12 protein-coding genes are annotated in these 13,628 nt (G+C 72.7%); 1 reads left to right on the forward strand and 11 read right to left on the reverse strand.

Features of this window, described 5'->3' with window-relative positions; genetic code table 11:
- Positions 1 to 17 precede the first annotated feature (17 nt).
- From ACFIF2_RS24100 to ACFIF2_RS24110, 3 genes are read right to left on the reverse strand one after another with little or no spacing between them, the layout of a single operon-like run.
- Entirely contained in the window at positions 18 to 1,097 is a 1,080-nt protein-coding gene (locus tag ACFIF2_RS24100; protein WP_395575307.1) for an acyltransferase, read from the reverse strand.
- On the reverse strand, positions 1,097 to 3,388 hold the full coding sequence (locus ACFIF2_RS24105) for a bifunctional polysaccharide deacetylase/glycosyltransferase family 2 protein (RefSeq protein WP_395575308.1): 2,292 nt from the start codon (positions 3,386 to 3,388) through the stop codon (positions 1,097 to 1,099). The genes ACFIF2_RS24100 and ACFIF2_RS24105 overlap by 1 nt, the downstream gene beginning before the upstream one ends.
- 16 nt (positions 3,389 to 3,404) lie before the next feature.
- Entirely contained in the window at positions 3,405 to 3,767 is a 363-nt protein-coding gene (locus ACFIF2_RS24110; protein WP_395575309.1) for a hypothetical protein, read from the reverse strand.
- Between the two features lie 199 nt (positions 3,768 to 3,966).
- Here ACFIF2_RS24110 and ACFIF2_RS24115 point away from each other — a divergent pair, with 199 nt between their 5' ends.
- Positions 3,967 to 5,004, forward strand: a complete 1,038-nt coding sequence (locus ACFIF2_RS24115; RefSeq protein WP_395575310.1) for a chitinase — start codon at positions 3,967 to 3,969, stop codon at positions 5,002 to 5,004.
- A 12-nt stretch (positions 5,005 to 5,016) separates the two neighbouring features.
- Here ACFIF2_RS24115 and ACFIF2_RS24120 read toward each other — a convergent pair whose 3' ends face one another.
- The 8 genes from ACFIF2_RS24120 to ACFIF2_RS24155 form a co-directional block, all read right to left on the reverse strand.
- Complete coding sequence (locus ACFIF2_RS24120; protein WP_395575311.1) at positions 5,017 to 5,616, reverse strand: imidazolonepropionase-like domain-containing protein; 600 nt, start codon at positions 5,614 to 5,616, stop codon at positions 5,017 to 5,019.
- 7 nt (positions 5,617 to 5,623) lie between these two features.
- Positions 5,624 to 6,823: a cyclic dehypoxanthinyl futalosine synthase gene (gene mqnC, locus ACFIF2_RS24125; protein ID WP_395575312.1), complete on the reverse strand. Its 1,200-nt coding sequence runs from the start codon at positions 6,821 to 6,823 to the stop codon at positions 5,624 to 5,626.
- A gap of 78 nt (positions 6,824 to 6,901) precedes the next feature.
- Positions 6,902 to 7,639 (reverse strand): prepilin peptidase, encoded by a 738-nt coding sequence (locus ACFIF2_RS24130; RefSeq protein ID WP_395575313.1) that lies wholly within the window; start codon positions 7,637 to 7,639, stop codon positions 6,902 to 6,904.
- Positions 7,636 to 10,626 carry a BTAD domain-containing putative transcriptional regulator gene (locus ACFIF2_RS24135; protein WP_395575314.1) on the reverse strand — a complete coding sequence of 997 codons (2,991 nt, stop codon included), beginning with the start codon at positions 10,624 to 10,626 and terminating at the stop codon, positions 7,636 to 7,638. Before ACFIF2_RS24135 ends, ACFIF2_RS24130 begins: the two co-directional genes overlap by 4 nt.
- Before the next feature lie 320 nt (positions 10,627 to 10,946).
- On the reverse strand, positions 10,947 to 11,996 hold the full coding sequence (locus ACFIF2_RS24140) for a hypothetical protein (RefSeq protein ID WP_395575315.1): 1,050 nt from the start codon (positions 11,994 to 11,996) through the stop codon (positions 10,947 to 10,949).
- Positions 11,996 to 12,655, reverse strand: coding sequence for a hypothetical protein (locus ACFIF2_RS24145; RefSeq protein WP_395575316.1), 660 nt, complete (start codon positions 12,653 to 12,655; stop codon positions 11,996 to 11,998). The genes ACFIF2_RS24140 and ACFIF2_RS24145 overlap by 1 nt, the downstream gene beginning before the upstream one ends.
- Before the next feature lie 64 nt (positions 12,656 to 12,719).
- Entirely contained in the window at positions 12,720 to 13,181 is a 462-nt protein-coding gene (locus tag ACFIF2_RS24150) for a pilus assembly protein TadG-related protein (RefSeq protein WP_395575317.1), read from the reverse strand.
- The gene (locus tag ACFIF2_RS24155) at positions 13,178 to 13,585 is read right to left on the reverse strand and encodes a TadE/TadG family type IV pilus assembly protein (RefSeq protein ID WP_395575422.1); all 408 of its coding nucleotides are present in this window, start codon (positions 13,583 to 13,585) and stop codon (positions 13,178 to 13,180) included. Before ACFIF2_RS24155 ends, ACFIF2_RS24150 begins: the two co-directional genes overlap by 4 nt.
- Positions 13,586 to 13,628 lie beyond the last annotated feature (43 nt).

Raw genomic sequence — 13,628 nt, forward strand, 5'->3', positions numbered from 1 at the left:
GTCCGGCGCGGACGGGCTCACGGCAGCAGGCGCGGTCTCCTGCGCGCGGCGGCGTCCTCCACCCACCCGAAGAGCAGCACGGACACCGCGATCAGGGCCCAGCCCACGCCCAGCAGGAACCACTGGCTCTCCAGCGGCAGGTACGCCTCGAACGCGGGCACCTCCCAGAACCGGTCGATCAGCGGGACGGCCAGGACGAGGGCAAGCTCGTGCCAGAGGTAGACGGTCACCGCGCGGGCGTTGAGGACGGTCACCAGCCGGTCGAGCCACCGCGGGCGGGCCGGTCCCCCGAGGCCGGGACCGAGCCGCTCCTTGGCGTACAGGAGCAGCGTCACGAACCCGGCCGACCAGAAGGCCTGGGCGAGCGGGATGTCGTCCAGGTCGTAGGTGCCGTACTCGGCCCGGTGCGCGAAGGCGTACCAGGCGCCGTAGGCCAGGGCCGCGAGCGAGAGGGCGACGACCGGTGCCGTTCGGAGGCGGGCCAGCATACCGTCGCGGTGCGCGAAGCCGAGGAGCCAGCAGAAGAGGTACGTCGCCAGGTCCAGCAGGCCGGTGCCGAAGCGGTTCTCCGGTGGCCGCCAGGCGAACTGGAGGACCAGGACCGGGGCGAGGGACAGCAGCAGCACCGGCACCGGAGCGAGCCGGAAGACCCGCAGCAGCAGCGGGGAGAGCAGCACGAACCACAGGTACGTCCGCAGGTACCAGAGGATCTCCCAGACCTGCTCGCCCCAGGCGCTGCCCGGCGGGTCGCCGAGCGGCACGACCCAGAACACGATCTGCCACCCCGGCATCCAGCCCCGCACCAGCATCGCGCCCACCACGAAGAGGCCCCAGCACCACAGCGGCGGGAGCAGGCGGCGGAGCCGGCCCCGGACCACCGCCGGTGCCGGGCGCCCACCGAGCGACCTGGCCATCAGGCTGCCGGCGAGGCCGAACATCACCCCCATCGAGGGGAAGACCAGTCCGGCCCAGGGCCAGCCGAAGGCGTGGTACGCGACGACCCGGACCAGGGCGAGGGCGCGCAGGGCGTCGAAGTAGCGGTCCCTGCCGCCCGGCGCGTGGGCCGGCGGCGGACCCCCCTTGCGGTGCGCACCCATCACCCGGTCCCCGCCGGCGTCCCCACCTCGCCCGTCCGCTTCAGCTTCTGCCAGCGCAGCCGGCCGCCGGTCAGCGCGGTGACGCAGGAGTGGATGAGGACGAGGTACATCATCTGCCGGTACGCCACCTGCTGGAGCGGCATCATCAGCAGGTACCGGTACTTCTCCCGGTCGAGCCGGAAGGCGTAGGCGGCGCAGACGAGCTGGACGCCGAGCACCGCCAGCCACGCGAGCAGCGCCGCCCGGAAGTCCACGAAGAGCATCGAGTAGACGGTGAAGACGTCGATGAGCGGGGCGAAGACCGGCGTGACCACCTGGAAGAGCACCACCAGCGGCATGCCCACCCGCCCGAAGCGCCCCGAGGGCCCCTTGTCCGTCAGCGAGCGGCGGTGCTTCCACAGCGCCTGCATGGTGCCGTAGGACCAGCGGTAGCGCTGCGACCAGAGCTGCCGCGGCGAGCCGGGCGCCTCCGTCCAGGCCCGGGCGTGCTCCTCGTACACCACCCGCCATCCGGCGCGGTGCAGGGCGATGGTGATGTCGGTGTCCTCGGCGAGGGTGTCGTCGCTCATGCCGCCGACCTCCAGGACCGCCGCGCGGCGGAACGCGCCGATGGCGCCGGGGATGGTCGGCATGCAGCGCAGCAGGTCGTACATGCGCCGGTCGAGGTTGAAGCCCATCACGTACTCGATGTGCTGCCAGGCGCCGATGAGGGTGCGCCGGTTGCCGACCTTGGCGTTGCCCGCGACCGCGCCGACGGACGGGTCGGCGAAGGGCTGCACCAGGTGCCGTACGGTGTCCGGCTCGAAGACGGTGTCGCCGTCCGTCATCACGACGATGTCGTGCCGGGCGTGCCGGACGCCGTTGTTGAGGGCGGCGGGCTTGCCGGCGTTGGCCTGCCGGACGACACGGACGTTCGGCAGGCCGAGGGACTCGGCGATCTCGGCCGTGCCGTCCGTCGATCCGTCGTCCACGACGACGATCTCGATCGGGTGGGTGCTCCGCGCCAGTGACCGGAGGGTGCCCGCTATGCACTCCTTCTCGTTGTACGCCGGGACGATCACGCTCACCGGGCCGGTGACGGGCGGCCCCCAGCTGAAGCGGCGTCTGTCGCGTTGCCGGTGGTGGCGGCGGGCGAGGATCAGCATCATCGCGAACCGGCCCATGACGGCCACGCCCACGACCAGGAGCCCGGCCGACAGCGCCGGCACGGTCCACTCGGCGACGGCGACGGCGGCGACCAGCGCCTTGCCCTCGTAGAGGGTCGCGCCGGTGGCCTCGTGGTGGGCGGCCTGGAGCCGGTCGCCGGTACCGGCCTGGGCCCCGGCGGGCCCGCCGGCGGGCTGCTGGCCGGCCATGACGCCGCTGACGGTGGTGAAGGTGTAGCCCTTCGCCTTCATCTTCTCGATGTACCGGGGCAGCGCCTCGATCGTCTGCGACCGCTCGCCGCCGGAGTCGTGGAAGAGGACGGAGGCGCCCTCGTCGCCCTCGGGCGTCGCCCAGTCGACGATCTTCGAGACGCCGGGGCGCTTCCAGTCGTCGCTGTCGGTGTCGATGAAGACGCTGGTGTAGCCCTCCTCGCCGAGCTGCCGGTAGACGGGCCAGCTGTAGTCGTCGATGGCGTCGGTCTCGGAGGAGTACGGCGCCCGGAACAGCGTGGTGGTGATGCCGGCCGCACCGGCGAGGGCGAGCTGGGTCTGCTCGATCTCGCGGGTGACGCGGGCCTCGCTCTGGTAGGAGAGGTCGACGTGGGTGAAGGTGTGGACGCCGACCTCGTTCCCCTGCTCGACCAGGTCCTCCACGATGTCCGGGTAGCGCGCGACCATCGAGCCGACCAGGAAGAACGTGCCGGGCACGTCGTACTCCTCCAGGATCTCCAGCACCTTCGGCGTCCAGGTGGGGTCCGGGCCGTCGTCGAAGGTCAGGGCGATCGTCTTGTCCGGCACGGAGAGCGTGGTGGCCTGTCCGCCGCGGAAGGTGGGGATCGGCCCGCCGTCGAGGACCTCGTCGGGTACGTCGCTCGCGCCGGCGCCGGTGCGGACGCGCTGGTCGCCGCCGACCTCCGCGCGCAGATAGCCGTCGAGGAGCATCACGCAGGTCAGCGCGAGCAGGAGCAGCAGGGCGAGCAGGACCCGTGGCCGCTGGAGCGCGGCGGCCCGGCCGGCGGCCCGCTCGATGCGGGAGGGGGCACGGCGTCGGCCCCGGGAGGGCGGGGTGGAGGGTGGCGTGGGTGTGGGTGTGGGTGTGGGTGTGGGTGTGGGCTCGGGCGTGGGTGCGGGTGATGGCGTGGTCATGGAGGCCGCGTTCCGGTCAGTCGGTGGTGGCGGCGGCGGTGGGCGTGGCCGCACCGGTGGGCGGCGTGCCCGTCGGCATGAGGTCGCGGGTGCCCTGCGGCCCCGCACCGCCGCCGGGACCCGGGCCGGCGTCCTGGCCGCCCCCGAAGGGCAGCAGCGAGGACGGGCTCACCGAGGTGCCGATCCCCATGAAGGCCAGGCCCAGGACGGCCGCGTAACCGACGCAGACCGCGCCGACGAGGAGACCCAGCTTGCGCAGCAGCCGGGCCCGGCGTCCGGAGGTGTCGACGAACACGGGCCCTTGCGCGGAGCCGTTACCGCGTTTGTGACGGCGACCGCGCGTCGCGGCGCGGGAGGCGAAGGCAGGCTCGGATTGCATGCCCCGGACGTTAGGGAGCCTTGCCTGCCGCCGACTCTGACCTCGTTGTGAGATCCCGGTGAAAGGCCGCGCATCCTGTCCGCACCCTGTGGGACGGCGGGAAACCGCTCCTTTTCCTCAGGAAAGCCCCAGCAACGCGTGAGAGGTTCACTCGTCCGACGACAGAACGTCCGACGACGAGAACGGGAGCGTGCCGCACATGAGGGCATATCGAAAGGCGGCGGCCGGGTGCGCCCTGTTGCTCGCCCTGACCACCGCCGGGTGCGCCGGCCAGGACGACGGCACGGCCGACGCGGCAGCCGGGGCACCGCCCGAGTCGTCCGCACCGGCCACCGCCTACGCCCCCTACGTCAGCGCCACCACGGCCTCCGCGACCGACTCCGGCGGGTCCCCGGCGACGTACAACCTGGCGTTCGTCATCTCCTCCGGGGACGACTGCGTCCCGCGCTGGAACGGCGTCCAGGACATCGACGACACCGCGGTCGCCGCACGCGTCGCGAAGCTGAAGCAGTCCGGCGCCGACGTCCGCGTCTCCTTCGGCGGCGCCTCCGGGACGGAACTGGCGGCGGCCTGCGACAGCGCGGCCGAACTGGCGCGGGCGTACGGCGCGGCCCTGAACGCGGCCGGTGCCACCCGGGCCGACTTCGACATCGAGGGCGACGACCTGACCGACACGGACTCCGTCGCCCTGCGCTCGGAGGCGATCGCGCTGCTCCAGGAGGAACGCGACGGCCTGGAGGTCTCCTTCACCCTCCCGGTGATGCCCTCGGGCCTGGACGCCGACTCCCTGACGCTGCTCGCGTCCGCCGACGACCACGGCGTACAGGTCGCCACGGTCAACCTCATGACCATGAACTACGGGGAGTCCTACGACGGCGACATGGGCGCCTACGCCCTCACCTCGGCCAGGGCCGCGCACACGCAGCTCCGCGGGATCTTCGGCACCTCGGACGCGGACGCCTGGCGGGGCATGGCGCTCACCTCGATGCTCGGCGTCAACGACGTCGCCGGCGAGACCTTCACCCTCGCGGACGCGGCGGAGGTGCGCGCGTTCGCCGAGGAGAAGGGCATCGCGTGGGTCTCGGTGTGGGCCGCCTTCCGGGACCGGCAGTGCGCCGAGGACGCGTCGGCCACGGACGCGCTCACCACGTGCAGCGGCGTGGAGCAGGAGGACGGGGCGTTCGGGGCGGCGTTCGGCGCGCAGGCCCGTCGGACGTTCCGCGCGCAGGCCCCGTAGGAGACCCCCCGCTCAGCGCCCCCGGTACACCAGACGGCCGCCCACGACGGTCGCCACGCACGTGGACGCGCCGTCCCGCACGAGCGCGGCCCGGTCGGGTACGTCGAACACCGCGAACCGGGCGGGCTTCCCGGCGCCGAGCGCGGGAAGCAGCACCAGCGGCACCGGCGAGAAGGACGCGGGCCCGGGCAGCGTGGGCGGACGGGCCGCCACGGCGAGCCCCGCTCCGCGCACCGCGTCCAGGGCCGCACGGCTCCGCAGCTCACCGGCGACGGCCACCGTTCCGTGCGCCAGCATGCGTTGTGCTCCCCGGCGCGCGCTGGCGCCCCGCGCGGACGGGTTCGCACCGAGGAGCGCGAGCCCGCGCTCCCCGAAGACCGGCTCGGTGCCCAGCCGGTCCGCCTCGCGCGGGTCGGGGTGGTACGCCCGCTCCAGCAGTTCCGGGCCATAGGGGTTGAGCAGTCCGGGCGTCAGGATGCCGGGCCACCGGCGCACCCGCGCCCGCGGGTGGTCGGCGGCCAGTGCCTCGTACGGGCCGACGGCGGCGAGCCGCGCGCCGTCGACCACGACGGCCGTCTCGGGCGAGGCTTCACAGACGTGGATCGTCAGCACGGCGGCCTCAGTTGGAGGCGAGCAGCTTCAGCTCGGGGTGGGCCGTACCGCCCTCGATGGCCGTGGACGAGATGTGGGAGACGACGCGCTCGTCGACGGGGTCGTTCGCCGGGTCGTCGTGCACGACGAGGTGCTCGTACGTCGTGGCCCGCTGCGCCGGGACGCGCCCCGCCTTGCGGATCAGGTCGATGATCTCCAGCCGGTTGGACCGGTGCTTGGCACCCGCGGAGGAGACGACGTTCTCCTCCAGCATGATCGAGCCGAGATCGTCGGCGCCGTAGTGCAGGGAGAGCTGGCCGACCTCCTTGCCGGTGGTCAGCCAGGAGCCCTGGATGTGGGCGACGTTGTCGAGGAAGACGCGGGCGATGGCGATCATCCGCAGGTACTCGAAGAGCGTGGCCTGCGTGCGGCCCTTCAGGTGGTTGTTCTCGGGCTGGTAGGTGTACGGGATGAAGGCGCGGAAGCCGCCGGTGCGGTCCTGCACGTCCCGGATCATGCGCAGGTGCTCGATGCGCTCGGCGTTGGTCTCACCGGTGCCCATGAGCATCGTGGAGGTGGACTCCACACCCAGGTTGTGGGCGATCTCCATGATCTCCAGCCACCGCTCGCCGGACTCCTTCAGCGGGGCGATCGCCTTGCGCGGGCGCTCCGGCAGCAGCTCCGCGCCGGCCCCGGCGAAGGAGTCGAGCCCAGCCGCGTGGATGCGCTGGATCGCCTCCTCGACCGACACCTTCGAGATCCGCGCCATGTGCTCGACCTCGCTCGCCCCCAGGCTGTGGATGACGAGCTGCGGGAACTCCTTCTTGATGGCGGCGAAGTGCTTCTCGTAGTACTCGACGCCGTAGTCCGGGTGGTGGCCGCCCTGGAACATGATCTGCGTGCCGCCCAGCTCGATCGTCTCCGCGCAGCGGCGCAGGATGTCGTCGAGGTCGCGGGTCCAGCCCTTGGCGGTGTCCTTGGGCGCGGCGTAGAAGGCGCAGAACCTGCACGCCGTGACGCACACGTTCGTGTAGTTGATGTTGCGCTCGATGATGTACGTGGCGATGTGCTCGGTACCGGCGTACCTGCGCCTGCGTACGGCGTCGGCGGCGGCGCCCAGCGCGTGCAGCGGAGCGTCGCGGTAGAGGTCGAGCGCCTCTTCGGGGGTGATCCGCCCACCGGCGGCGGCGCGGTCGAGGATGGGCTGAAGGTCGGCCTTCTCGGTCACCGGCGTCCCTTTCGCAGAGTTCGTAAGGGTTGTGGACGGACCAGGCCAGCCTACGCCAGCCCCTTCCGCCGCTGATCCTCAGGCCGCGTAGGCGCCCGCGAGGACGCCCAGGAAGGCGCCCGCGATCAGGAACGGCCCGAACGGGATGGCCGTCTTGCGCCCCGCCCGCCGGGCGACGACGAGGGCGCCGCCGTACAGCGCCCCGAGCAGGAACCCGGCGAAGGTGCCGAGCATCAGCGTGGGCCAGCCGTACCAGCCGAGTACGGCGCCGGCGGTGAGGGCCAGCTTCACGTCGCCGAAGCCCATGCCGGCCGGGTTGATGAGGAACAGCAGGAGGTAGCCGGCGCCGAGGACGAGCGCGCCCAGCAGGGCGGTGGTCCACTCCCCCGCGTGTTCGGGGACGAGCGCGGTGACGCCGAGCAGGGCGAGCGCGGCGCCGGCCAGCGGCAGGGTGAGGGGGTCGGGCAGCCGCCGTACCCGCAGGTCGACGACGGCCAGCAGGACCCCGGGCGGGGCGAGCAGCAGCCAGACGGCCAGCTCGGGCCGGGTGCCCGTGGCGGCGGCGAGGGCGGCGCAGACGAGGGCGGTGACGGTGGCGAGGGAGGCGGTACGGGGGCCGTAGTGCGCCTTGTCGGTCGCGCACGTCCGGCACCGGGCCCGCCCGAGCCAGCCCGGGACCTCGTGCTCCTGGGGGCACCGGTCGCGCCATGCCTCCCCCGAGGGCGCGGAGAACCGGTAGGCGGCCCGCGGCAGCAGCGCCCCCGCCGCCGCGCCCCACAGCGCGGCGACGAGGACGACCACGACGTCGATGCTCATCCGGCGGCGGCGACGCCCTCGCGCCAGGTCGGCAGCAGTTCGTCCAGCAGCGCCTCGGTGCGCGGAGGCAGTCCGCGCGCCCCGCTGCGGCCGACCAGGTCGGCGGCGAGAGCACGCAGTCGCTCCGCGTCGTCCAGGGCATGCGTGGCCCGCAGCAGCTCGTGCCACAGCCGCTCGTCGGAGGGGGCGGTGCGCAGGGCCGCGTTCAGCGCCTCGATGGCCTTCTCCGCGCGGTTCTTCTCCAGGTGGAACTCGCAGAGCGCGAGGCCCGTGTCCGCGACGAGCAGCGGGAGCTGGGCGTCGACGATCTCGTGGGTGAGCCACCGGTAGCGGCCCACGGGCCGGTCGGCGAGCAGCGGCCCGCGCACCAGGACCAGCGCGTCGGTGAGCAGCCGCCCGCGCACCTGGCGGCTGCCGACGCCCCGGCCCTGGGTGGCCTCGTAGTAGAGGGAACGCAGCACGTCCAGGTCGGAGACGACGGACTTGGCGAGGGTGAGCCGCCCGGTGGCGTCGGTGCCGAGCCTCGGCGTGCCGTCGGGGTCGGTGCCCAGCCAGGCCCGCAGCCGCTCCAGCAGCGCGTCCCGCACGTCCGCCGTCACACCGCGCGGCCACAGCGCGGACGACAGCACGCGCGGGTGGACGCCCTCGCGGTGCAGCAGGAGCAGCGCGAGCGCCTCGTGGAGCAGGGCGCTGCGCTCGCCGTCGGGCGCGTCCAGGCCGATGATCTCGTACGACCCGACGAGGCGCGCGTACACCGCGGGACGCCCCTGCTCGCTGATGTCGACGAGGAACGGCGGGGTGTTGGCCGGACCGCCCGGGCCGCCGGGTCCCCGCTCGGGGTCGGCGTCGCTGAACAGCTCGACGACCGCCCGCTGCTGGGCGGCCGGCAGCGTCTGGGCCTCCAGCTCCAGTCCGAGCAGCGGAGCGAGCAGCTTCCCCTCGCCGGTGATCTCCATCTCCCAGGCGGCGCCGGGCAGGTCGGTGCCCTCGGTGCCGACGAGGTAGCCGATGCCGAGGCGGCTCGCGTCGGCCGCCAGCTCGGCGAGCCTGAGCGCGTCCTCGTCGGACGGCTGGGCGGCGAGCAGCACGAGGTGCGGCGCCCAACGCGTGTGCTGGGCGGGCCCGGTGCGGCCGGTGAGCACCGAGTCGTGCCCGGCGGCGCCCAGCGCGCCGCGCCGCTGCCGGGTCTCGGCGGACATGGTCTCGAAGAGGTCCTCGAACCCGTCGAGGTGGCGGATGCGGTTGGGCGCGAGGGGCGTGAGGTCGCTCCCGAACCCGACGAGCGTGATGGTCATGCGGTCCGACCAGCCGTTGGTGGCCAGTTCGGCGGCGACCGACGCGAACACGGCGGCCCGGTCGGCCTCCGTGCCGCTGAGCGAGACGAGGCCGGGCACGGCCTCCAGGTTGAGCAGCAGCCGCGAGTCGTCCATGGTGCCGAGGCTGACGAGACCCGGGTAGGGGGCCGCGGTGTCGACGTCCTCGTACCGCTCGGCGTCGGCGCGGGCCAGCAGCCAGAACGTCTGGTCCTGCCCGACCTGCCAGGGCGCCGGCGGCTTCCCGGCCGGCTGGGCGAGCTGGAGGTGCAGGTCGCCGTTGCCGCCCAGCCAGGCCGCGTACACGACCGGCAACGGCCGCGACTCGGCGGCGAGTGCGGCGGCCAGCCCGCGCAGCGACCGGTCCAGCAGGCGTACGCCCTCGGGGTCGGCGCCGACCAGCAGCGCGTCCTGCACGTCCTGGGCGTCACCGGTCGGCGTGGACGGCTCCATGCCGCGCCGCCCGCCGACACTGCCGAGCGCCGACTGCCACAGGGCCTGCCGGCGGCGGCGGCCGAGGGCGCCGAGGAGACCGGCGGCGAGGAGGGGGGCGGTGAGCAGCGCCTCGGGGAGCCCGAAGGAGTGCCCGGCCTCGGCGGGGGTGGCGGCGTGGTCGTGGCCGGGCGCGGGCGCCGCCGGGGTGGCGGGCGTCTCGGGCCCGGGCGCGGGCCGCTGCTCGGGCAGCGAGACCTGGGCGTCGCCTCCGCTCCCCTGGGCCCCGGAACCGCCGCCGCCCTGGGCGTGGTCGCCGGTCCGGGCGTAGTCGCTGATCTGCTGCTGCACCTGCTCGGAGACGTTCGGTGCCTCGTCGGGCATCTCGACCAGCTCGCCACCGCGGGCGTCGCCGGGCATCTCCATGATCCACCCGGGCCGGATGAGGCTGGCCTCCGACAGCTTGGATCCGTCCGGCTGCACGCGGTCCTTGTTGAGCTCGAAGATCTCCTTGTACCGGCGTCCGTCACCGAGGTGCCGGTCGGCGATCTCCCAGAGGGAGTCGTGGTGGCGTCCCTCGGGCGGCTGGATGCGGTAGTACTTCGTGTCCCCGTGCGCGGCGGAACCGCCGCCGTCGGCGCGGGCGGCGGCCTGACCGGCCTGCTCGGCGAGGGCGCTCGCGGCACCGGCGGCCCGCTCTTGCTGCTGGGCGAAGATCCCCGGCGTCTGCTGCGCCGCTGCCACGGACGGCTTCTGGTTCCCTTCCAGGCTCTGCCCGAGCTGCGACAGCCCCGGTGTGAGGCTGGCCGCGGTGGCGCCGACGAGCAGCAGCGCGGCCACGAGCTGCCGGGCCAGCAGCTGACTGGGCCCCGCCCCCGGCACCCGCCCCGGCACCCCGACGCCGGACAGCGCGGCCTTGACCTCGACGAGCACGCAGGCCGTGAACTGCGCCCACGCGAACCAGACGATGACGGTCAGGATGTGCAGGAAGGTGTTGACGGTGATCTCGCGCTGGAGCCAGTCCAGGCCCGGCATGCCGTCCGGCAGGGGCCAGCCGATCTGCGTGGCCAGCGCGAGGGGCACCCCGACGACGAGCACGAGCAGCACCACGAAGGCGAGGAACGCCTTGACGAAGTCCCCGAACGACCGCCGCCGCACGCGCACCGGCTGGGGCGTCCGGTTCCTCGGAGCCGGCGAACTTCCCGTCGAGCTTGACGAGCTTGAGGTGCGGCGTCGCGGCATGGGCGGAGTCCTGGGTCGTGTGGTGACGGTTGCGTGCGGCCACCCGTGACCGTCTGCCGTGTACGGAGGAGACGGCTGGGGCGTCCGGTATGAGGGGTGTGCTGAGCCTACAGAGATCTTATGGACTCCCACCGACAGCGTCGAAGGCCGCGGTCACCGACCCCGGCTACGCCCGCCCGCTTCACACCCTTTGCCCCATCCCGCCGATCCCCTTTCACCACCCCCACACAACCCCGGAAACCGGTCCATCAACCGCTGAGCAGGTCCTGGGCCCGATCCGCGGTCACCGCCCGCCGGGCCCCCGCCGCGGCCCAAGCGGTTCAGCGGTTCACCGACTGGATCTCCTGGACCGTCACGTCCTGCGTCGCACCGAATGTGCCCTCCGGGAGGTCGCCGCCCTCGCCCGTGGTGCTGGTCCACGAGATCTTCCAGGTGACGGTCGCCTGCAACGGGTACGAGCCGTCGGAGCCGGAGGCGCGGAGGTACGTGACGCCGCAGGGCGGGGTGTCGTTCGCCCTGCCGTCGGCGTACGGCTCGCCGATGCTGCCGTCGGCGTTGATCCCGCAGTCGCCCGAGGCGGGGAACGTCTGCGCGTCGCCCGTGCCCGGGTCGATGTGCAGAGAGACGGGCTCGGCGGTGGTGGTGGCGGACAGGCCCGTACCAGGGAGGCTCGCGGTGACCGAGATCTTCTTGAACTTGGCCTTGTCCAGCCAGATCCAGGTCGGGAGGTTCACCTTCGTCGCCCCGGCCGGCTTCATCTCGATCTCGGTGCCGGGGACCGGGAGTTCGTCGTAGGCGTACTCGGCGAGTATCTGGGGACTGAGTGCCAGGGGTTCTTCGGGAACGTTGCCCTCGTCCACCCAGAACGGCTGCTTGTCGCAGGAATTGGCCTCGGGGTCGTCCTTGCGGTTGGGGTTCTTCACCGCCGCCCAGAACATCCCCTCGCCCTCTTTGTCGAGGTTGTAGTTCTCGTACGGGTCGCCGTCCTTGTAGTACGCGTCCAGAGAGTCACCGACGAAATCTCCCACGCCCCCCAGGAACGGCAGACCGTCGATACTCCGCCACAGCTTGACGGTCTTCTCGATCTCCTTGGGCGAGAAGGCGGGCTCGTACCAGCAGGCAGGCGGCGTCCAGTTGCTGTTCTCAGGCGTGAGGGTACCCGTGCGGGTCGAGGCGGAGCTGCCGTTCACACTTGTGGTGACCTTGGTCTCCGCCCTGATGACGCCGTCCTGCGTGGAGCCGCTGGCGTTGCCCTCCGTTCCGCCGCCACCGTCGCGACCACCACCCGCGACGGCCACCGACGGTACGGAAACCACAGCGAACGCCAGAACGGGAATGAGGAGCCTGCGTGTTGGAGACAGGGGTCGCATCACATGCACCTCTTCGCCGCCTCGGTCGAGGACACGCTCACGGTCTGCCACACCCCTTGGGTGCTCTTCTCCAGGCGGGTGTTGTAGAAGACGTAGTCGCTGGGTGACGCCTTGACCGACCGGTCCACCTTGTCCGTCTTGCGGTCCTTCGGGTAGGTGCCGGTCGCGTCCATGCAGTACGTGACCGTCGCCGAGCCGTCCTTCGCCAACGTGACCTCACGGTCGTAGTAGCGGGTCTCGCCCGTGAAGCTGCGGTCGTTGTCGTAGAAGGACTTGATGTAGGTGGCGGCCGACATGAGCGCCTCGTCCTTCGAGTAGAACTCCAGCGCCGGGTGCTTCTCCGCGTCCACGACGATCGCCTCGTCGATCGAGTTGACGCGCCTTTCGTTGTCCGCCAGCACCGCGTCCTTGACCGGGTCACCCGTCTCGCCGCCTTCGAAGACGTTCTTGACGTCGGACGGCAGCTTGATCTCCGGGCGGTCGATGTCGTCCTCGCTCGCCGACGGGGACGGTGACGCGGACGCCGAGGCGCCCGTGTCCGCTCCCGCGATCCCGTCCTTCCCGGAGTCCTCGCCGTCCGAGCCTCCGCAGCCGGAGAGGAGCAGGGTCACCGCCGCCGTCAGGGCCGCGGCGGCGATGGTCGTGGGGCGTGTGCGCATGGGGGTGGTACCTCCGTCGTGGGGGGGGGAGAGGGGGAGCGGGGGGCGGGAGGGGTGGGGGGCGTCAGCCCACCTCGTTTTCCGCCACCGCCTGTCCGTGGACGACCACGTCGCCGCCGTAGAACAGCCCGGTGAAGACCGGGGAGTACGTGAGCTGGACCTCGACCTGCACCTGGGCCGTGTCGGCGGTCACGCAGTGGGTCCCGGCGATGTCCGCGCCGGTCATGTCCATCTCGGCGGCGAAGGCCTTGACTCTCGCGTCGCAGTTCTCGAAGTTGATGGGGGCGGGGCCGCCCACGTCGTCGTAGAGGGCCTCGCGGTCGATGTCCTGGGCGGCATAGCGGGCGGCCTGTTCGGCGATGTCCGCGGCGCGTTCGCGCTTGGAGATGGACATGCCGCCGTCGATGACGAAGGCCGAGAGGGAGAGGAAGACCAGGGCGAAGACGATGACCGCGCCGGCGCCCGAGCCGCGGTCGTCCAGCCGGGCGCGGCGGTCCGCGAGCCACTCGGCCGCGAGGGATCTCACGCCGTCCTCCGGTACGGGTCGAGCGGGGAGCTGAAGCTCGCCGTGAGGGTGGTGGGGAGGTCCAGGCCGATCATCGCCAGGCCGCGCACCTCGCAGCTGACCTCGACCGTGAAGAGGGTGTCGGGTTCGAAGCCCGCGCTCTTCTGGACGACCGAGACCGGGCCGGAGCAGACGCCCTCCAGGTTGGCCTGCGCCGCCTTCCGGGCTTCCGCGATCGCCGTACCGTGGTCCTTCTGGATCGACCCCGCGCGGGCCGCGTCCCGGGCCGCGCCGTCGAGGGCGCCCCGGCCGTCGACGAGCTGGCCGAAGCCCACCAGGACGAGGATGAACAGGATCATCACCGGGGCGAGGATCACCACCTCGATGGTGGACAGGCCGCGGTCGTCCGCCCCGGCCCGGCGCAGGCGGAACCGGAATCGGGATCGGAATCGGAATCGGAATCGGGAT

The organism is Streptomyces sp. BK79 (assembly GCF_044142145.1).
GTDB lineage: Bacteria > Actinomycetota > Actinomycetes > Streptomycetales > Streptomycetaceae > Streptomyces.

Coding starts and splice junctions, on each gene's coding strand:
- ACFIF2_RS24130 (WP_395575313.1), bottom strand. CDS start 7,639: ATGAGCATCGACGTCGTGGTCGTCCTCGTCGCCGCGCTGTGGGGCGCG.
- ACFIF2_RS24100 (WP_395575307.1), bottom strand. CDS start 1,097: ATGGGTGCGCACCGCAAGGGGGGTCCGCCGCCGGCCCACGCGCCGGGC.
- ACFIF2_RS24105 (WP_395575308.1), bottom strand. CDS start 3,388: ATGACCACGCCATCACCCGCACCCACGCCCGAGCCCACACCCACACCC.
- ACFIF2_RS24140 (WP_395575315.1), bottom strand. CDS start 11,996: ATGCGACCCCTGTCTCCAACACGCAGGCTCCTCATTCCCGTTCTGGCG.
- ACFIF2_RS24145 (WP_395575316.1), bottom strand. CDS start 12,655: ATGCGCACACGCCCCACGACCATCGCCGCCGCGGCCCTGACGGCGGCG.
- ACFIF2_RS24110 (WP_395575309.1), bottom strand. CDS start 3,767: ATGCAATCCGAGCCTGCCTTCGCCTCCCGCGCCGCGACGCGCGGTCGC.
- ACFIF2_RS24115 (WP_395575310.1), top strand. CDS start 3,967: ATGAGGGCATATCGAAAGGCGGCGGCCGGGTGCGCCCTGTTGCTCGCC.
- ACFIF2_RS24135 (WP_395575314.1), bottom strand. CDS start 10,626: ATGCCGCGACGCCGCACCTCAAGCTCGTCAAGCTCGACGGGAAGTTCG.